The organism is Corynebacterium sp. HMSC062A03 (assembly GCF_001811145.1).
Classification (GTDB): Bacteria; Actinomycetota; Actinomycetes; order Mycobacteriales; family Mycobacteriaceae; genus Corynebacterium; species Corynebacterium aurimucosum.
Map to the genome: position 1 here is coordinate 1 of NZ_KV803690.1, position 19,221 is coordinate 19,221.

Annotated in this window: 15 protein-coding genes; 8 read left to right on the forward strand and 7 right to left on the reverse strand. The window is 62.2% G+C overall.

Annotated elements, in window-relative coordinates; all coding sequences use genetic code 11:
- Positions 1–807 (forward strand): VaFE repeat-containing surface-anchored protein (locus tag HMPREF2781_RS12565; RefSeq protein ID WP_168163686.1); only part of this gene is annotated, 807 nt, incomplete at its 5' end.
- Positions 808–1,036: 229 nt separating this feature from the next.
- A complete protein-coding gene (locus tag HMPREF2781_RS08965) occupies positions 1,037–1,876 on the forward strand; it encodes a class F sortase (protein ID WP_070645488.1) in 840 nt (279 codons plus the stop codon).
- Here the strand turns inward: HMPREF2781_RS08965 and HMPREF2781_RS08970 are convergent.
- A complete protein-coding gene (locus HMPREF2781_RS08970) occupies positions 1,873–2,700 on the reverse strand; it encodes a PRD domain-containing protein (RefSeq protein WP_070645490.1) in 828 nt (275 codons plus the stop codon). The two genes, HMPREF2781_RS08965 and HMPREF2781_RS08970, sit on opposite strands and share 4 nt — an antisense overlap.
- Positions 2,701–2,857: 157 nt before the next feature.
- Positions 2,858–4,972: a glucose PTS transporter subunit IIA gene (locus HMPREF2781_RS08975; RefSeq protein WP_070645492.1), complete on the reverse strand. Its 2,115-nt coding sequence runs from the start codon at positions 4,970–4,972 to the stop codon at positions 2,858–2,860.
- A gap of 353 nt (positions 4,973–5,325) precedes the next feature.
- Here HMPREF2781_RS08975 and pta point away from each other — a divergent pair, with 353 nt between their 5' ends.
- Both pta and HMPREF2781_RS08985 read left to right on the forward strand, forming a co-directional pair.
- Positions 5,326–6,690 carry a phosphate acetyltransferase gene (gene pta / locus HMPREF2781_RS08980; protein ID WP_070645493.1) on the forward strand — a complete coding sequence of 455 codons (1,365 nt, stop codon included), beginning with the start codon at positions 5,326–5,328 and terminating at the stop codon, positions 6,688–6,690.
- On the forward strand, positions 6,691–7,911 hold the full coding sequence (locus tag HMPREF2781_RS08985) for an acetate kinase (protein WP_070645495.1): 1,221 nt from the start codon (positions 6,691–6,693) through the stop codon (positions 7,909–7,911). It begins immediately after the preceding gene.
- Here the strand turns inward: HMPREF2781_RS08985 and HMPREF2781_RS08990 are convergent.
- Genes HMPREF2781_RS08990 through HMPREF2781_RS09000 form a run of 3 tightly spaced genes read right to left on the reverse strand, consistent with a single transcriptional unit; the run spans position 7,908 to position 13,023 of the window.
- Positions 7,908–10,496, reverse strand: a complete 2,589-nt coding sequence (locus tag HMPREF2781_RS08990) for a tetratricopeptide repeat protein (protein WP_070645497.1) — start codon at positions 10,494–10,496, stop codon at positions 7,908–7,910. The genes HMPREF2781_RS08985 and HMPREF2781_RS08990 overlap by 4 nt on opposite strands.
- Positions 10,496–11,587 carry a glutamate ABC transporter substrate-binding protein gene (locus HMPREF2781_RS08995; protein ID WP_070645499.1) on the reverse strand — a complete coding sequence of 364 codons (1,092 nt, stop codon included), beginning with the start codon at positions 11,585–11,587 and terminating at the stop codon, positions 10,496–10,498. The genes HMPREF2781_RS08990 and HMPREF2781_RS08995 overlap by 1 nt, the downstream gene beginning before the upstream one ends.
- The gene (locus HMPREF2781_RS09000; protein ID WP_070645501.1) at positions 11,587–13,023 is read right to left on the reverse strand and encodes a hypothetical protein; all 1,437 of its coding nucleotides are present in this window, start codon (positions 13,021–13,023) and stop codon (positions 11,587–11,589) included. The genes HMPREF2781_RS08995 and HMPREF2781_RS09000 overlap by 1 nt, the downstream gene beginning before the upstream one ends.
- A gap of 84 nt (positions 13,024–13,107) precedes the next feature.
- Here HMPREF2781_RS09000 and HMPREF2781_RS09005 point away from each other — a divergent pair, with 84 nt between their 5' ends.
- The 4 genes from HMPREF2781_RS09005 to HMPREF2781_RS09020 are packed head-to-tail and all read left to right on the forward strand — an operon-like array spanning position 13,108 to position 16,510.
- Positions 13,108–13,596, forward strand: a complete 489-nt coding sequence (locus HMPREF2781_RS09005) for an NUDIX domain-containing protein (RefSeq protein WP_070645503.1) — start codon at positions 13,108–13,110, stop codon at positions 13,594–13,596.
- A gap of 39 nt (positions 13,597–13,635) precedes the next feature.
- Complete coding sequence (locus HMPREF2781_RS09010) at positions 13,636–14,574, forward strand: ABC transporter ATP-binding protein (RefSeq protein WP_070445782.1); 939 nt, start codon at positions 13,636–13,638, stop codon at positions 14,572–14,574.
- Positions 14,574–15,338 carry an ABC transporter permease gene (locus tag HMPREF2781_RS09015; RefSeq protein ID WP_070645505.1) on the forward strand — a complete coding sequence of 255 codons (765 nt, stop codon included), beginning with the start codon at positions 14,574–14,576 and terminating at the stop codon, positions 15,336–15,338. Before HMPREF2781_RS09010 ends, HMPREF2781_RS09015 begins: the two co-directional genes overlap by 1 nt.
- The gene (locus HMPREF2781_RS09020) at positions 15,335–16,510 is read left to right on the forward strand and encodes a multidrug effflux MFS transporter (RefSeq protein WP_070645506.1); all 1,176 of its coding nucleotides are present in this window, start codon (positions 15,335–15,337) and stop codon (positions 16,508–16,510) included. Before HMPREF2781_RS09015 ends, HMPREF2781_RS09020 begins: the two co-directional genes overlap by 4 nt.
- Before the next feature lie 426 nt (positions 16,511–16,936).
- Here the strand turns inward: HMPREF2781_RS09020 and cls are convergent, their stop codons facing one another.
- Together cls and HMPREF2781_RS09030 are read right to left on the reverse strand one after the other, a co-directional pair.
- Complete coding sequence (cls, locus tag HMPREF2781_RS09025; protein ID WP_070645508.1) at positions 16,937–18,400, reverse strand: cardiolipin synthase; 1,464 nt, start codon at positions 18,398–18,400, stop codon at positions 16,937–16,939.
- 6 nt (positions 18,401–18,406) lie between these two features.
- Positions 18,407–19,216 carry an exodeoxyribonuclease III gene (locus tag HMPREF2781_RS09030; protein ID WP_070645510.1) on the reverse strand — a complete coding sequence of 270 codons (810 nt, stop codon included), beginning with the start codon at positions 19,214–19,216 and terminating at the stop codon, positions 18,407–18,409.
- Between the last annotated feature and the right edge of the window lie 5 nt (positions 19,217–19,221).

Below are 19,221 nucleotides of genomic sequence, written 5' to 3' on the forward strand. Positions count from 1 at the left end.
GGTGAGCCGAAGATTTCGACGAATGCTGACTTTGAGGGTGGCCTGCGTGAGGTTGTTGCTGGTGCCAAGATTGTTGACCAGGTTTCGTATGAGGGTCTGGTTCCGGGTAAGGAGTACTTCCTGGATGCGCAGCTGATTTCGAAGGCTGATGGCAAGACTGTTCTTGGTGAGACCATTGGTCATAAGTTTGTGCCGACTGCGCCGAAGGGTGTTGAGGCTGTGACCATCACCGTTAATGATGATGTGACTGAGCCGGTTAAGGCTGCGGTTGCTTTTGAGACTCTGACTTCTAAGGAAGTTAATTCCAAGGGTGAGGAGACTCCGGGCAATGAGACGCCGAACGAGATTGGTGAGCACAAGGACATCAACGATAAGGATCAGACTGTCACTTCGGAGAACCCGTCCGATACCCCGGATGAGGACGAAGAGAACGGCGGTGGCAAGGGCTCCTCGAAGAAGGACCTGCCATGGTGGCTGCTGCTCATCCCGGGTCTGGGCCTGATCAAGATCATCGTTGATGGTGTCAACGGTGGCAATGGCGGCCACGACGGCGGTAACGGTGGCCACGACGGTGGCAACCACAACGACGTCACCGAGGACGGCGGCCGTGGCAACAACCACGGTGAGTCGACCGAGGAGAACGGTGGCAACACCGGCCGCGACGACCGCGAGGTCACTGTGCTGGATGCAACTCCGCCGGAGGACGCTGGCCAGCCGCTGCCGTCCAACTCCAAGCGCGTGGAGATCAAGCACGTACCTTCCGGTGCGACCGAGCTTGACCCAGGCATGAAGGACTTCATTCAGTAGTCCACACTGCAACACCATCCCGGCCCTCACCGGCCGGGAGTGGTAGGGGCAGAGAATGATTAAGACTATCCCCTCCAGGGTGTAAAACGCTGGAGGGGATTAGTCGTCTGATTTTTAATCTATGGTTTAAAAAGAAGAACTATAACTGACATTTTTAGAGCTAAGACACTTTTAGAACTAAAGCATTAGAACCCAACCGCTAGAACTTTAGAAGCTAGGAGCAGAGATTATGGCTGAGGAAGGCCAGCAGAACGATATCCCGGAGTACCCCACCGATTCCACAGGGGAGACTGCTGGGGCGAAACACCGAGCCGGCGATGCACAACCGGTAGGCGGAGAAAAGAAGAGCAACAAGAAGCTGCTCATCGGAATTGCCGCGCTCATCGCGATCATCTTGGTCGTCGTGCAGCTGGTCATCTATGCAGGCCGCAATGGCGATGATTCCGCGGATGATAATGCCAGTGGTGGCGAGGCGGAGACATCGCAAAGCACTGAGGAGGCCGCACCGACGACCAACAATGATCCTTTCGTGGATCACTCCGGTGAGCAGAACCATGAGGTGGAACCGGCACCGGGTGAATTCCGTGGCTTTGGCGCCATGTCCCTGGGCATCAACGAGGAGTTCGCGGCTATCGATCCGATTCAGGTCACCGATACCGGCATGCTGATCCCGCCGCGCGATGTGCAGCGCCTGGGCTGGTACTCCGCTTCCGCTGTCCCGGGTGAGGCCGGTCCGGTTGGTTCCAGCGTTATTACTGGCCACATCAACTACCAAGGTCAGGGAACGGGCTTTGCAGAGAAGTTCACCACCCTGGAGCAGGGCCAAGAATTCACCGTCTTCATCGATGGTGAGGAGCGCCGTTTCCGCGTGACTGAGGCACCGTACCGTCTGCAGAAGGGCGCGGGCTTCCCGGACGTAGTCAATGACACGGAGGGGGAGAACCGTCTGGTCCTCATTACCTGCGGTGGCAAGTTTGTTGGTGGCCAGCTCGGCTACGAGGACAACATCATCACCGTGGCAGAGCCGGTAGCACCTGTTGAAGGTGGCGCTGAGGCGCCGGCGGCTTAGGCGGAGGACTCCTCCAGGCGCGCGATGTGCAGCGTTAGGTAGGAGACTTCATCGGGGGTTAAAGCGCTGTCGAGGCGCAGCTCAATCAGGTTAGCTACCATCTGGGCGGTCTCGACGGCATCGGGGTAGCGGGCGGAGATGGCGGTGGCGACTTGGCGGTCGTCGGAGTCGAGCTGTTGGTGCTCCGCCATGCGTACGAAGAGGTAGCGCAGGTGTGTGATGAAGCGGGCGACGGAGATGTCCTCGCTGTTGAGCTCAGTATTGTTGTGTGAGCCGATAACGGCCAGGATTTGCTGAATCAGACCTGTCATGCGGTAAGTGCCGGAGAGATCCCCGACCGCGAAGCCGGCGTTGACCAGATGCAGGGTGAGGGCCACGGCCTCGTCGGGGGCTAGTGGCTTGTGCAGGCCACTATTGATGGCGGTGAGTAGTTTCTGAGCGAGGGCGAAGTCATCGGCGTAGAGGTGGCGTACCTCAGCTTCCAAGGGATAAGCCACAGGCTTGCCGCGGCTGACCGCGCCGTGGATGTGGTCCGCAATCGCCACGACGAGCGTGAGTTTGCTGCGCAGTGCCTCAGACATGTCGACGGAGTGCATGGCGTCGATGACCAACTGCACGTATTCGCCGGGAATACCAGCAATCATGGCGGCGAGGTGGTCAGGGTCGCGGCCGGTATCCGGGACGAAGACCTTCACCACCTTGGCCGGGTCAACCTCAGTGCCAGGCTTTGCCTGGAAGCCAATGCCGCGGCCGGTGACAATGACGTCCTCCGCGCCGCGCCGTGCGAGAACGACGTTGTTATTGAATACTCGCAGCAGTTGCACAAGGCACCTTTCTCGTTGAGGTTAACTTGTTAAGGCTAGCCGGATGAGGCTAGCCGGTTGAGGCTAAAACGACCAAAGCCGGCCACGATGGTGATTACATCGAGCCAGCTTAGTCAGGGTTCGTTAAAGGCGTACTAAAGGTTCCCTACTGGATCCTTTAGCGGGTCGTGGTGATGACCGTATCGCCAGCGGAGGCATGGTTGAGGCCAGCCGGGGTGACGGCAGACAGTGCCTTGGTGTTGGTCACGGCCAAGACGATGGTGGTGTCGTAGCCGGCTTCGGTGACCTTGGCGAAGTCAACGGTGGCAAGCAGCTCGCCCTGCTTGACGGTGTCCCCCTTCTTGACGGCCGGGGCGAAACCTTCGCCCTTCATCTTGACGGTGTTGATGCCGATGTGGACCAGGACCTCCACGCCGTCCTCGGTCTTGATGCCGTAGGCGTGGCCGGACTTCATGGCGCTGACGATCGTTCCGCTCACCGGGGAGTAAACTTCGTTGCCCTCAGGGACGATGCCCACGCCATCGCCGAGCGTTCCAGCAGAGAAGACCGGGTCATCGATCTCAGCCATCGGGACAACCTTGCCGGCAGCCGGGGAAGCAATGTCGGTGGTGGTGCCAGCGGCGGGCTCAGCAGCCTTGGCCGGGGCGTCTGCCTTGGTAGCGGTTGCGGTGGCAGCGCCAGCACCGGCGCCGGCAGCAGAGGTGCCTGCGGTTGCGGGGGCGTCGGCAAGCGCGGCGTTGTCAGCGTTGTCGGCGTTGTCGAGCTCGGCCTTCTCGGCTGCCTCGCGGGCGGCCTTGGCCTCAGCGCGCTCTTCCGGGGTGCGGTAGTCGGTGAAGAGGATGAGCAGGAAGGCCACGAAGAAGGCCACAGCAATGGAGATGGCGTACTTGGCCATCGGGGTGAAGACCGGGATGGTCAGCAGGGAGGTGAAGACGAAGGCGTCGGTAGTAATGCCGTTCGTGCCCAGGGTCAGCAGAGCCACGGTCAGGCCACCAGCGAAGCAGCCCACCAGCATGCGCGGGTAAATCCTCTTGTAGCGCAGGTGGATACCGTAGAGGGAAGGCTCAGACACGCCACCGAGCAGGCCGGCCAGGAGGGCAGAGCCAGAGGTCTGACGCATCACGTTGTCGTGGTCACGGATGGACAGGGCCAGCACACCAGCGGTAGCACCGAAGCAGGCGAAGTTCCATGCGCCCATCGGGCCCTGGATGAAGTCATAGCCCAAAGTCTGGATGTTGACCAGCATGAGGGCGTTAAGCGGCCAGTGCAGGCCCAGCGGAACCAGGAAGGGGTAGAGCATCGGGATGGCCAGAGCGAAGACGAACGGAGCGTTGTCATTCATCCAGGACAGGCCGGCGCCAATGCCGTTACCGGCCCACACGCCGAAGGGGCCAATGAGGAAGGCCGTCAGCGGGATGAGGACGATCATGGTGAGGAAGGGAACGAAGACCATGTGCACCGCAGACGGGATGATCTTTTGGAAACCCTTGTAGAAGAGTGCGGCAACAGCAGCCATGATGAGCGGGACGAAGACGTTTCCACCGTAGTCCTGCAGCTGCATGGTCATGCCGAAGATCTCAATGGAGCACTGCTCCGCACCGAGGGTGTCGTTGGTAACACACTGGACCGCGGGGTTCTCCGAGAGATCGAGGAACTCCGGGGTGAATAGCGCGAGCATGACCGCCGCGGGAACCCAGGGGTCGATGCGCAGCTTCTTACCAGCGTTATAGGCCACCATCACCGGCAGGAAGAAGAAGACGGAACGCCACATGGCATCCACGAAGAACCAGGAGGCCGGCTTGTCCGGGGAGCGGAAGTCCACGACGCCGAAAGCATCCAGCACCGAGGCGAAGGCGATGACCAGGGAAGCACCCAGCAGCACGCCCAGGATGGGGCGGAAGGAATCCGAGAGATACTCGAAGAAGGTATCCATCCACGGCAGCTTGCCCTTGGACTTGGCGCGGGCCGCGGCCTTGACATCGTCGTTGGATTGGCCGGCGGAGGCGCCGGCGTTCTTCATCTGTGGGAGAGCGTTGATCTCGTCATAGACCGTGGCCACGTCACCGCCGATGACCACCTGGTAGTTGCGGCCACCCTGGGGCACAGCGCCCATTACCTTGGGGATAGATTCGAGCGCTTCCTTATCGGCTTTGGAGGCATCAGCCAGCTCAAAGCGCAGGCGCGTAGCGCAGTGCGTGAAAGAGGTGATGTTCTCCGCTCCGCCGATGCCATCCAAGATGGCCTCGGCTGCCGAGCGAGTCTCTGTCGACATGAGAATCCTTTCGAGAGTAGGCAGGCACTGTGGCTAAAAACCACGAAAGACCTAGGCCACAATGGTTCATAGCGAACCATCCCCACACGGCTAAGAGTGGGGAGCCTAGGTCTTGCCCGAAGTAACAATCCTGGTTAGGAGCCTACTCCGGGGGTTTAATGGAGACAAGTTTCTGTGGGATAACGCACTTTGTCTTCGGGTGGGGCGCCAGTGGCCTGGGGAGTTGCTGAGGGAAGGCGATGGATTGGCGGCGAGAAGAGGTGCGTTGCCGTACTGTGAAAGTGTCGTAGTGTCACTGTGTGCCCCACTATGTGAGCCCGGGTACACGCTTTCTAAGCAGAGAAAGGTTTCTTATGACCGCCAAGTCCTCACGGAATTCCGCCTTTATCAGCGTCATCGGGCGCGGCTTTGACGGTTTGAACGTTGCTGCTGTGGCTCAGGAACTGGGGGCCACCTTCGCCCAGGTAGATGACTTGGGAACCACACTCAGCGAAGTCCTGGAGAATGCCCCCGCGGGCAACCTGGTCCTCCAAGGCACCGGCGTTATGGACTTCGATGCCAAGGCCGCGGCCGCCCTGGGCCTGCCCTTCGTGCTGATTTCCAGCGCACCTGCACGTGCTGCGGAGCTGGCGCTGAACCACGCGCGCTCGGTGGGAGCCACCGTGGTGGGCGCGGTGGATGACGTCTCCTCCATCCCCAGTGCGATTTCCTCCCTGGAAGAAATCGAACCCTATATGAGCGCTGAGCTCTTCCAGAAGCAGCTTCTGGATCAAGCCCGCGAAATCGGGGCGCACATCGTGCTGCCGGAAGGCGAGGATGACCGCATCCTTCAGGCCGCGGGTGAGCTCATCAAGGGCAAGGTGGCGAAGCTGACGATTCTGGGTGATGGGAACGTTGAGAAGCGTGCCCAGGAACTCGGGATTGACTTGCCAGGCGTGGACATCATCAACCACCTCGAATCCCCGCTGGCAGAGGAGTTCGCGGCGGACTTCGCGGAGCTGCGCAAGAAGAAGGGCGTGACGCTGGAGCAAGCGCGCGAGACCATGAAAGACGTGTCCTACTTCGCCACGATGATGGTGCACAAGGGCTTGGCCGATGGCATGGTCTCCGGCGCGGCGCACACCACGGCGCACACCATCAAGCCTTCCTTCCAGATCATTAAGACCAAGCCGGAAGCCTCCGTGGTCTCCTCCATCTTCCTCATGGTGATGCCGGGGCGCTTGTGGGCCTTCGGTGACTGCGCGGTGAACCCGAACCCGACTCCGGAGCAGCTCGGCGAGATCGCCATCGTGTCCGCCCAGACCGCAGCACAGTTCGGCCTGGACCCGCGCGTGGCGCTGCTGTCCTACTCCACGGGAACCTCGGGCGCGGGCCCGGACGTGGAGAAGGTGGTCAAGGCCGTCGAGGTGGCTCGCGGCATTGACTCCTCCGTGGCGGTGGATGGTCCGCTGCAGTTCGACGCTGCCTGCGACCCAGGCGTGGCAGCCAAGAAGGCGCCGGAATCCGACGTTGCAGGTAAGGCCACGGTCTTCGTCTTCCCGGACCTGGAGGCCGGCAACATTGGTTATAAGACGGCGCAGCGCACCGGTGGTGCATTGGCGGTGGGCCCGATTCTGCAGGGTCTGAACAAGCCGGTCAATGACCTTTCGCGTGGCGCGACCGTTCCGGACATCATCAACACGGTGGCTATCACCGCTATTCAGGCAGGGGTGAAGTAGATGGCGTACGTACTCGTTCTCAACTCGGGTTCCTCCTCGGTTAAATTCCAGCTCGTGGACCCGGAGAGCTCGGCCACGGATACCCCGCTGGTCTCGGGTTTGGTGGAGCAGGTCGGCGAGCCGCAGGGTGCGGTGACCGTCAAGACGGGCGGTGAGGAATTCAAGGAAGAACTGGAGATCCCCACCCACTCCTTCGGCTTGGACCGCGCGTTTAGCATCATGCACGAGCACGGCGTGGGTCCGACGGATGTCGAGGTCATTGCCGTGGGGCACCGCGTGGTGCACGGCGGGCGCCTGTTCAGCGAGCCGCAGCTCATCGTGGACCAGATCGAGTCCATGATCGAGGACCTCATCCCGCTTGCACCGCTGCACAACCCGGCGAACCTGGATGGCATCCGCGTGGCGCGCAAGCTGCTGCCGGAGATCCCGCACGTGGCGGTCTTCGATACGGCCTTCTTTAACCACATGCCGCCGGCGGCAGCGCTCTACGCCATCAACAATGATGTGGCCTCGCAGTATGACATCCGCCGCTACGGCTTCCACGGAACCTCCCACGAGTTCGTTTCGCAGCAGGTGCCGAAGCTTCTTGACCGCGACCCTGGGCATGTTCACCAGATCACGCTGCACTTGGGCAACGGTGCCTCCGCCGCGGCGATTCGCAACGGTCGCCCGATCGATACCTCGATGGGCCTGACCCCGCTGGCAGGTTTGGCCATGGGCACGCGCTCGGGCGATATTGACCCGGGTATTATCTTCCACCTCTCGCGTGAGGCGGGTATGTCGATCGATGAGATCGACAACCTTCTGAACAAGCGCTCCGGTGTGAAGGGTATTGCGGGTGTCAACGATTTCCGGGTGCTGCGCGAGCGCATCAACAACGAGGACCAGGATGCCTGGCTGGCCTATAACATCTACATCCACCAGCTGCGCCGCTTCATTGGTGCATACATGATTGCGTTGGGCCGCGTGGACGCGATTACGTTTACCGCCGGCGTGGGTGAGAACGATACCGAGGTCCGCCAGGATTCGCTGTACAACCTGGATATGTACGGCATTGACTTCGATAAGGAAGCCAACCTGGTGCGCTCCAAGGAGCCGCGCATGATTTCGACCGCGGAATCGCAAGTCAAGGTCTTCGTGGTGCCGACGAACGAGGAGCTGGCTATTGCGCAGAAGTCCGCGGGTATCGCGGCCATGGCCCGGGAGGCGGGCCTGTACTAGAACATCGTGACTGGGCGGACCTTGTTGGCCAGGTCCACCAGCGCGTAGCGGTGGCGAGCGAACGGCGCCTGGCGGGCCAGTGCCCGCAGGGTATCCGCCAGGCCATAGCGCAGGCCGCGCTGGGTAAAGGGGAACTCGAAGAGATCGTTGGGGGAGGCCGCGGCCTTGAGGTCTGATTCACGCAGGAAGGTCAGCCCGGCGGAGATGACCGCAATCTTGATCTGCAAAAAGCGCGGCTCGTTCTGCGGAATCTCCTCCAGGCGGCGGGCGGCGCGCCGGATGCGGGACTCGGAAAGGTCGTGCACGATGAGCTGCAAAACCGTGGTCAAGCGGGCCATGCGGTGGTGACGCGAGGCATTGGGGACCTTATCCAAGGTGGCCACGGCGAGCTCCACCTGGTGCTCGGCGCGCAGCTGGCGGGCCAAGCCGAAGGCGGAGGAGACCGTCGTCGGGTTCGTCGCCCACACGATGCCGTAGAGACGCAGCGAATTGAAACGCAGGTGGGCCGGATCATCGGTGATGTGGTCCCAGATGCCCGGCTGGTCCTCAAAAGCATCATTGGGCAAATCCGCCAGCGAGGTGGTGAGGTTGGCGCAGGCGCGGGCAACGGAGGCGTCGATAAGCGCGGCTTCCGAAAAACCCAGCTGCTGCAGGATGAGCTCGTTGACCGCGCCGATGGCCAGCTTCGGTGCGGCCTCACCGGGCAGGACGTCGAGGACGTGCGCGAAGTGGGCCTGGGCCTCACGGTATTTGTCCAAGAGCAGTTCGGTCACGCCCGAGTACCAGTGGAAGCGCCAGTCCTTGCCCAAGCGCTCCTCGATGGAGGTCAACCACTCGCGGGCCTGGCCGATATAGCCCAGGTCAATCATGGCGCGCACCACGCCGAGGGGAATCTCGGCGGATTCTTCGTACTCCGGGGCCTGCATGGCCTGGCGCAGGGTTTCTAGCGCTTCCTGCGGCTCGGTATAGGAGGAGCCCTGCAGCAGCGGGGCTCCGATGTCAGAGCGGACAACCAGCGGGATGGGCAGCGCGGAGACCACCTCGGGGGCGGTGATGCGGACGGTGCGGTCGATGCCATCGATGAGCTGGTCGGTGCGGAAGACCAGGTGCTTCGTGCCGAAGGTCGTACGCTGCGGGGAGAAGACGGAGTGCTGGGCCGGGTGCTGGATGCCATCACGGAGCGCGATGACCTCGCGCAGGACGCCGAAGAGCTGGTCGCGCAGCTCGGAGACCGATGCGAAGCGCTGCTCCGGGTCAGGGTCAGTCGCGCGCAAGAGCAGGCGGTAGAAGGAGAGGTAGCGGCGCAGCAGCGGCTCCTCCGTGGGGGAGGGCAGGCCGGGCTTGTAGACGCCATCCTCCACCGGCAGTTTCAACGTCAGGCAGGCCAGGGTGCGGCCGATGGTATAAATATCGCTGGCCACCGAGGGGCCCTGGGTGGAGATCTCCGGCGCCTGAAAACCCTGTGTTCCGTAGATATGCCCGAAGGCACCGATGCCGGAGACCGCGCCCAGATCGATGAGTTTGACCTGGTCCTCGGTGACGATGATGTTGGAGGGCTTTAAGTCGTTGTAGACCACGCCGCGGGCGTGCAGGTAATCCAGGGCGGGCAGGATTTCCAAGATATAGGCAATGGCCGTATCGACCGGGAAGCGGTCATTGGCCTGGTCGTTGCGGCGCTGCTTCAGCGAGGGGCCGCCGACGTATTCCATGACGATGAAGCCGCCGGGCACGCGGGGATCATCGATGAAGTTGAAAATCTTCACGATATTCGGGTGCGTGATATCCGCGAGGAACTCGCGCTCCGCCTCCGCAGTCGCCGTTTCCTCGGCGGAGTTGGTGGATTGCATGCCCTTGAGCACCACGATGCGCCCGGAGACGAAATGGTCATTGGCCAGGTAGATCCAGCCCAGCCCGCCATGCGCCAGCACGCCGAGGATTTCGTATTGGCCCGCCACCATGTCACCCGGCTTAAGCTGCGGCGGGGCGGCGCGGGGCGCATCCTGCGGATCGATGAGTGCTTGAGTGGGATCATCCGGGACGACGAAGGGCAAGGTGGCCATGCCATCGGCCACTTCGCGGTCGGTGCGCTTGGTGCTGCGGCGCTGGCGGAAGGTATCGAGCGCGCGGCGGCGGGAGGCCTGCGAAGGGTCCTCTGCTTTGCGACGATCTCGCAGCTGCCCCAGCTCCTCGATCAGTGCCGCGATGTTATCCGAATCGACGTATTCGCCATCGCCAGGCTTGTTCGTTGCGGTGCCGTGCGTGCCGGGCTGACCGGCGGGGGAGAGGACGGCGCCAGTGGCGGCGGGGTCATCCTCATCGAAGTCATCGGCGAAAGGATCAAAAGGTACCGCCGCGGTGTGGTCGGAGGCTTCCGTATTGTCGGCGCTGTCGGCCGCTGTTCCCGGATCGCCTGGTTCCGCAGGCGAGGTGCCGAGAAGGTGATCCTCCGAATAATCGTCATCGTCATCCGCGAAAGGATCGAAGCGGACGGCTTGCGTGGCGTCGGCAGGACCTTCGGGCTCCGCGGTCTCGTGCTCTTCGGGCGTGAGGTGATCGAGCTCATCCTCGCTGAAGCGGTGCGACATTAGTGTCCCTCCTTCTTCTCGCCGGTCGGGTTGCTGGTTGGGGAACTCGGCTGGGATTCCGTCGCGGATGGGGTCTCATCGAGGTACTTAGGTGCCGGGAGCACCGGCTGTTCCATATAATCCCCCAGCCACGTTGTGAAGAGCCTCTGCCAGGTCCCGTCCTTGCGAATGCGCTCCAGCGTGGAGTTCACCTGACGGATAAGCGGGCGCGAATCATACGAGCCATCGGGCTTGCGCACGGCCACGCCATAGCTTTGGCTTTCGAGGGGACCACCGACAATCTCGGTGTAGCGATCCTGGGCCAGCATGCCGGAGAGCAGCGCATCATCTACCACGATGCCATCCGCTTGCCCCAGTTGCAGGGCCATGAGGCAATCGCCCCAGGCGCGGGTTTCTAGGATGTCGGAAGCAGGCGCGTGCGTGCGTATCGCGTCCACCATGGTGGAACCCTTTGTCGCACACAAGGTCATCCCAGCGGTATCCGCGATGGACTCAACGCCGGAGTTCTTCAGCACCAGCAAACGCGCGTCGGTTTGCATATAGGGAATGGAGAAGGAGACTTCGCGCTGGCGGCTGGGGCTAATCGTCATGGTGCGGATGACGATATCCACCGTGCGATCATTGAGCGCACGCGCGCGTTCGGAAGCCTCCACGAAGCGGAAGTCCACCTTGTTGGGATCCTCGAAGATATCGCGGGCGATTTCGCGAGCAATATCGACCTCGAAGCCGCGGACCTCGCCGCTGGCGGTATCGCGGTAGCTGAGCAGGTTATTGGAGCGATCCACACCCACGATAAGCCGGCCGCGCGCCAGGATATCGGGCACGCGCTCCTCCGGCTTCTTATCGTCCGGGCGGTAGGAGCCATAGGCCTCTTCGGTGCTTTGCTTGGACGCCTCGCCGGCGCCAGCGGGCTCGATGATGGCATCCTCCGGCAGTGGTGGTCCCGGCGTGGAATCGAGGTTCGCGGTGGAGGGCAGGATGGGGTCCTGCGTGCTGGGCGGCTCCGGCTCACAGCCGCTGAGCGCCACGGCGCTGCTGAGCAGGAGCAGGGCCGCGGTCCAGGCCGGGCGGTTCTTGGTAGGGCGGCGCATCACAGGTACTCCTGCAGACGGGGACGAATACCTAGCCACACGGCAATAATCGCACCAAAGGTGGCCAGGAGCACGCCGGTCGAGACCATCGTCATGGCATTGAGCCCCTGGACCAGATAGGTGCGCATGGCATCGCGGGCTTGATCGATGAGTGCTGCCAAGGAGCTATCCACGGCGTTGAAAGCACTGGCGGCGGTCGGGTCACCATCCGGATCGATGGCGGTGGCCTGGTACAGCGCGCCATCGTAGTCGCCCATGGCAAGGTCCTCGGTGAACTTCTCGTGCGTGGATGTCCAGTCTTCTACTGCCTGCTTGGCGCGGGGAATCAGGGAAGGATCGGAGGAGGGGAAGTCGTCGTCGTTAAGCGCCTGCTCATAATCCCGCAGGGCCTGGTTAACGGAGTACACCGTGGAGCTAAAGTGCACGGACATGTCCTGCTCGGAGGAGCGCAAGACTAGCGCGAGAGTCTCCGAGGTGCGCATCTGCTGGGCCTCAATGCGCGAGGCAGTCAGTGAATCCCAGGGGCGCGACACCGTCTCGAAACCCTGGTGGCCCGAGGCCCACGTGGCGAAGTTGGAGGCGGAGGCCCACACCAGCGCGAGGAACAGCAACCCCGTGGCCGCCACAAAGCCACGGTTGAAGCGGCGGCGGGTCAGCCGCCACAGCCACCACTGCGCCAAGCCGAGGAAAATGAGTGCGGCAACCAGCCCGGACAGCGGAACCCACTGCGGGCGGGTCAGACGCTGCTGCTGTTGGCTCACCTTCTCCGAGGTCAGGGTGAACAGCTCCGCGGCGGCGGGGAGAATCTGGGTCCGCATGAGCGCCGAGGCGTTGGACATATAGGAATTCGCCACGGCGTGGCCCGCGCGGTGATTGACACGCGCCTTTTCCACGAGGGCGGTGTACACCGGCAGCTCGCGCTGGATAAAGGTGACGAGCTCGCGCACGCGCTCATCCTCGGCGGAGGTGCCCACGATGGCCTGCGTGGCGGCGACCGACGCGGCATCGATGGCCTCGTTATAGCGGTTGCGGTTATGCTCCGGTTCGACGCCCGCCTGCACGAAGCCGGTGGTGGCCACGGTATCGGCCAGAGACAGGTTGGTGTAGAGGTGATGCGCCGCATTCGACATCGGCTCCGTGGAGGTCAGCAGAGTATCCAGGTCATCGTGGCGCGCGGCCGAGGAAGAAGACATAGAAAACCCGGCTGCCGCGAGCGCGGCGGTCAGGATGACGGTGACCGTAAACAGCTTGCCGGGCGTGGTGGAAGCAAAGCTATAAAAGCGCCGGAGGACGCGCGCTGGGCCGGAGAAGGAACTCATGGCCAGCTGCGTGGGGCGGCTAAAAGCCGGGGCAGCAGGCTCGGTGACCTCATCGAGCCAATGATCGCCCCATGATTCGGGGGAGTGCTCGCGCAGTTCGGTGGCCGGGCCGGTCATTCCCTTAGGATAGCGCCCCGCACCCCATCGCGCGATGATTTGGGGCAGGGTGGCGTGGGCTTATTCTCGCGTATCGTATAAGACATGTGTACACGCGTTAACCCAGAGCTTTCCGGTGATGGCTGGTCTAAAGGTCCGGGCGGGGTGCCGGTATGGGGCAAGTTTGGAGCAGCTGGCCTCTTCCTCGTGGCGGGGGACCAAGTGCTGCTGCAGCATCGCGCTACGTGGACGAATAACGGTGGGACCTGGGGAATCCCGGGCGGGGCGCGGGATAAGCCGGAGTCACCGGAGCAGGCCGCGCTGCGGGAAACGGAGGAAGAAACCGGAATCTCGCCGGCGGACGTCGAGGTTCTAGGCTCGCTCGTTACCGCCGGGCCCTTCGAGGAAGGCTGGACTTATACCACGGTGTTAGCGCGGACTCTTTCGGGGCAGCGCTTGGCCACGACTGCCAACGAAGAATCTGCTGAGCTGCGCTGGGTTCCCTTTAACCAGATAGAAGAGCTGGAGCTTTTGGCTCCCTTCCGGGAAGCACTACCGCGGCTGCTGAAGTATTGGGAAGAAAACGGCAGCTGATACAGGCGCGCGGCGGGAACCTGTGGCACGCTGTAGGACATGATTGAAGTAGCCGGACTGACCAAACAGTACAAGTCTGTCCGCGCCGTCGATGACCTCACCTTCCAGGTGGAGCCGGGACAAGTGACCGGCTTTCTGGGACCAAACGGCGCTGGAAAATCAACGACGATGCGCATGATCCTGGGCTTGGACAAGCCCACCGCTGGTACCGCCTTGGTGCACGGCAAGCCCTACCGCGAGCTGAAGAACCCGCTGCGTGAGGTGGGCGCGCTTCTCGACGCCAAAGCGGTCCACGCCAACCGCACCGCCGCCAACCACCTGACGTGGATGGCGCAAGCCAACGGGATCCCCACCTCCCGCGTTGATGAGGTGCTCGGGCTTGTGGGCTTGGCTGATGTTGCGGGTAAGAAGGCCGGCGGCTTCTCCCTTGGTATGGGGCAGCGCCTGGGCTTGGCGGCTGCATTGCTGGGGGACCCGGGCGTGCTGATTTTGGATGAGCCGGTCAACGGCCTGGACCCGGAGGGCATTCGCTGGGTGCGCTCGCTCGTGCGCGCGCTGGCAGCAGAAGGCCGCACGGTGCTCATCTCCTCCCACCTGCTGGCGGAGATGGCGCAGACGGCCGACCACTTGGTGGTCATTGGCCGCGGCAGGCTCTTGGCTAATCAGCGTACCTATGACTTTGTGAAGGAGAATTCCAGCTCTTCGGTCATCGTGCGCTCGGAGCACCTGCGCGAGTTCGGCTCGGCGCTCAAGGAAGCCGGGATTTTTTACCACGAGTCGGCTGATGAGGAACAGCGACCAACGCTAGTGATTCCTCACCAGACCACGGACTACGTGGGCCAGCTGGCTTATTCCACGGGTGTGCCGCTGACGGAATTGACGCTCCACCGCGCCTCGCTGGAAGAGGCTTATGTGGCTATGACGGATCGCGCGGTGCAGTACCAGGCGGAGGCACCGCAGGAAGGGGTACACCGCTAATGTTTCTCAATACTGTTCACGCGGAGTGGACGAAGCTGCGCACGACGAAGTCCTTCTGGTGGACCACGGCCCTCATTTTTCTTATCACTACCGGCTGGACGCTGCTGAATTCGCTCAACGCGGGCGAAGCCGTGCTGGGCATTAGCCCGCTGCAGGAGCGCAGCTTGGGCTCCATCATCTTGCTCATGGGCATGCCGATCATCATGATCCAGGCCTCGATGGTAGTGACCACGGAGTACCGCTATAAAACGCAGTCCCAGACCTTCATGGCAAACCCGCAGCGCTGGACCGTGGCCTGCGCCAAGCTGCTGCTCTACGGAGTCATTGCCGCGATTATTGCTTTCTTGGGCTTGGTGTACATCTTCGTGTTGGCGGATGTGACGGCCAACGAATCTGCGGCGGAGGCCTTCCAGCCCTTTGCCAGCGAGGATGGCAAGTACATGTTGTGGGCCTTCCCGCTCGCCGCTTTTGGCCTGGTTGCCTTTGTTCAAGGCTTAGGCATGCTGCTGCGGCAAACCGCCGGCACGGTGGCTATCTGCCTCATCTTGTACTTGGGCTTGGAAAATATCGTGCGCGTGCTGCCGCTGGTGGGCGATAAAGTCATTCACTTCATGCCCTTTACCGCCTTCCAGAACTGGGCGGTGAACTATGTGGATGAGAACGCGCCGTGGTCATCGGTAGGCTTTGAGGCTCTCGTCTTCTTCGGCTGGGCCGCAGTTCTGTGGATCGTGGGCGTCATCGTGCTGGAGAAGCGCGACGCGTGATTCCCTATCCACTCTTGGCTACGTTGGCGCTGTTGTCCGCAACAGCGCCTTTTGCCACAGATATGTATTTGCCGGTGATGCCGGAGATCGTCTCTGATCTGGGCACCACCCGGTCCATGGTGCAGCTGACCATCTCAGGCTTTTTCATTGGCATGGGGGTGGGTCAGCTCGTGATGGGCCCGCTGTCCGACGCCATCGGGCGCAAACGCCTCCTTATTGCCGGTGCCGCCCTCGCGCTGGCGGCCTCTGTCCTGGCAGCGATGGCTCCTACCGCCACCGTTCTCGTGGCTGCCCGTGTGCTGCAGGGCCTCGGTGGCGGTGCGTGCACGGTGCTGGCCCGCGCGGTAGTTCCTGACCTTGTGCACGGATCGGCGGCTGCGAAGGCTTATTCGCTGCTCATGGCGTTGCAAGGCATCGCACCGGCGGTGGCCCCGGTGCTCGGTGGCGTCCTGGCGGAGCCGTTGGGCTGGCGTGGCATCTTTTGGGTGCTGGCCGGGCTGCATGCGGTGCAATTGGTGCTGGCGGTCGCCATCGTCCCGGAAACCGCGGGCGGGCGCTCCCGCGCCGGGCTGTTTCGCACGGTCGCGGGCAACTACTGGGCGGTACTGACCAATGCCCGGGTGTGGGGCTACTTGGTAACCATGGCCTTCGGCTTCTGCTCGATGTTTTGCTACATCTCCGCCTCGGCCTTCGTGGTGCAGGACCAGTGGGGATTCTCGCCCTTGGGCTATTCGCTGATCTTCGGCATCAACTCCGTGGGCCTCTTTATGGCCACGCTGGTGAATTCGCGGGCGATGGATTCGGTCTCCCCGGCGGTCATGTTGCGCATCGGCGTGACCGGCGTTTTCGTGTGCGGGGTGCTCTTGTTGCTGTCGGTGCTGTTTGGCGCTCCGGTCTGGGTCTGCCTCACTGTGCTTTTTGCCTGCGTGGCGCCGACCGGCTTCATCATGGGCAACGCCACGGCGTTGGCCACGGGCCTCATGCGCCCGCGAGCGGGTAGCGTCTCCGCGATCATGGGCTTCGGCCAGTCTATGTTGGCCAGCGCCATCAGCCCGCTCATGGGCTGGGGCTCGAACGCAGCGCTGACCATGGCCATCGGAATGGTGTGCTGCAGCTTCATCTCGCTGTGCGGCCTTGTGGTATCCACGCGGCTGGCCCGCGGCGCCGCGTAGTGCACCGCGCCGTCTCGTGCACAGGCCGCCGAACTCAAGCCATCGAGCACCCAAACGGCGCCTTGCAAAAGGCATCCCACAAATGGCATCAGTCGAAAGGCGTCTTTTCCTCTAAAAACGCCTTTTGCGGGTCCTAGATGGCGTTTTTAGCACCAAAAACACCTTTTGAGAGATGCCTTCTGGGAGATGCCATTTACTAGATGCCTTCGTCGGATGTCTTGCGGCGCGCGCCACGTGCGCGGCGAGTACACCAGGGCGGGGCTCTTGCCATCCTCAGAGATGGTTCTAGTCAGATGGTTCGTTTGCCCCCAAACGAACCATCTACCGCCTCGTAGAAGGTTTGTTTGCCCCCAGAGGAACCGTTTGACTGGAACCACCTGACTGGAGCCTTTTGACTGGAACCACGTGCGGGTCCCCATGCATCCCCTACTGCAGGGCGGAGGTCAGGCGCATGACGTTGTCCACGTAGCGGCGCAGCAGGCCGCGCTCGTTCCACTCCTCGAGGGTGAGCTCGTGGCAGACCTTCTTGTAGTTGCTGGCCAACTGGGTGAAGTCATCGATGAGGTCGCCCTTGGCCACCAACATGGTCGATTCATAGTTGAGACCGAAGGAGCGCATATCCATGTTGGAGGAACCAAACATGCACAAGGAGTCGCGCTCCGGCAGGTTCGGGTCCGCAAGAATGAACTTGGAGTGCAGCACGAAGGGCTCGGGGAATTGGAAGATCCGCACGCCAGCCTCCAACAGTGCTTGGTAGTAGGAGGACTGCGCGTGGTTGACCATGAACTGGTCCGCCTTCGCGGACACCAACAACTCCACCTCAACGTCGCGGTAGCACGCGGTGGTGACCGCCTCCAAGAGGGACTCGTCCGGGATGAAGTAGGGCGAGCAAAGGATGAGCTTTTCCTTGGCGTGGTGTACCACCGAATTGAACATGCGCAGGTTGGGTTCCGTGGTGTAACCGGGGCCGGAGGGGACCAACTGGAGGTGGTTGGAGTCGGCCGTCATGGCGTCGTCATAGGGCTGCATATCCAAGGACAGCTGCTCTTCGGATTCCAGGTACCAATCCACCGCGAACACCGAGGCCAAGGACGTCACCACAGGGCCGGTCATCTCGACCATGTAGTCGATCCATGCGCGGTCCTTGGTCTTGTATTCACGCTTGATCATGTTCATCGAGCCCAAGAAGCCCGTGTGGCCGTCAATGACCACGATCTTGCGGTGGTTGCGCAAATCCGGGCGGCGGAAGCGGCCTTTGTGCAGCTGCAGCGGAAGCATGAGCCGCCAGTCGACGTCAATCTCGGTGAGGCGCTTGCCCAGGGTGAAATAGCCCTTGTACTTCAAACTGCCGATCTGGTCTAGCAGCAGCTTGACCTCCACGCCGCGCTTTCGGGCGCGCGCGAGGGACTGGAAGAAGACATCGGTCACCTCATCCCAGGACTGGATGTAGATCTCAATGAGCACGTATTTCTCAGCGCGGTCGACGGCCTGAGCCATGGCCAGGATGGCTTCCTCATAGGAGGCGTGCAGGCCTTTGTTGTGGCCAATGAGAGCTGGGTGGCCGGTGAGGTTGCGATTGAGCTGGATGAGGGATTCCACCTCCGGGGAGAGGCGGCCCGAGGGGTGGTTGGGGGTGGAGGCGGTGACGTCGTTAAGCAGGGCGTTGGCTTCCTGCTGGATGCGGTGGCGCCGGCGGTTGATATAGGGCGAGCCCATGAGCAAGAACAACGGCAGCCCCACGATGGGCAGCACAAGAATGGCCAACAGCCAGGCAGTGGAGCTGGAGGGGCGGCGGCCTTCGGGAACGACGCCGATGGCGATGATTTTGATGCCGTAATCAATAAGCAGCAGTACAAACTGCCAGACGGAGAGATCGATGTTGAGGTTCATGGCAGGCTAGCACACCGATGCGAAATCGGGGACATCGAAATCCGCGATTAGTGGCACGTGGTCGGAGGTCTTGTCGCCGGCGCGTTCAACCATGTCCACCTGTGCTCCTTGGACGAGGCGTGCGAGGGGTTCGCTGGCCAGCTGGAAATCGATGCGCATGCCCTCGTTCTTCTGGAAACGCAGGGACTTGTAATCAAAATAGGTCCAGCGCTCCGCCTCGGTGAAGCGGCGCGTGACCTCCTCAAGCCCGGCTTCCTCCAACATCTGGAAGGCCGCGCGCTCCGGCTCGGTGACGTGCGTCTTGCCGCGGAAAAGGGACATATCCCAGACGTCCTCATCGCGCGGGGCAATGTTGAAGTCGCCCGTGAGCAAGAGCTTCGACTGCGCGCGGGGCTCCGCATAGCGCGCCAACGAATAGAGGAAGTCCAGCTTATAGTCGAAGTGCCGGTCCGTGATTTCGCGCCCGTTGGGAACGTAGAGGGACCAAATCTCAACCCCGCGGATGCGGGCCGATAGCGCCCGGGCCTCGCGCGCCTGCTCCTTAGTGGGGTCCTTGTGGAACCCAGGCTGACCGGGGAAGAAGGTCTGGACCTCTTCCGGCTCCTCCTTCGACAGGATGGCCACGCCATTCCACTGGTTAAGCCCGTGGCAGGTGACGTGGTAGCCGGCCTCCTCAAAAGGCTCGCGGGGGAACTTCGCATCCGCCACCTTGGTTTCTTGCAGACAGAGCACGTCGATGTCGTGCTTGGCCAGCAGATCCACCGCGCGCTGAGCGCGGGTGCGAACGGAGTTGATGTTCCAGGTAGCGATGCGCATGTGGT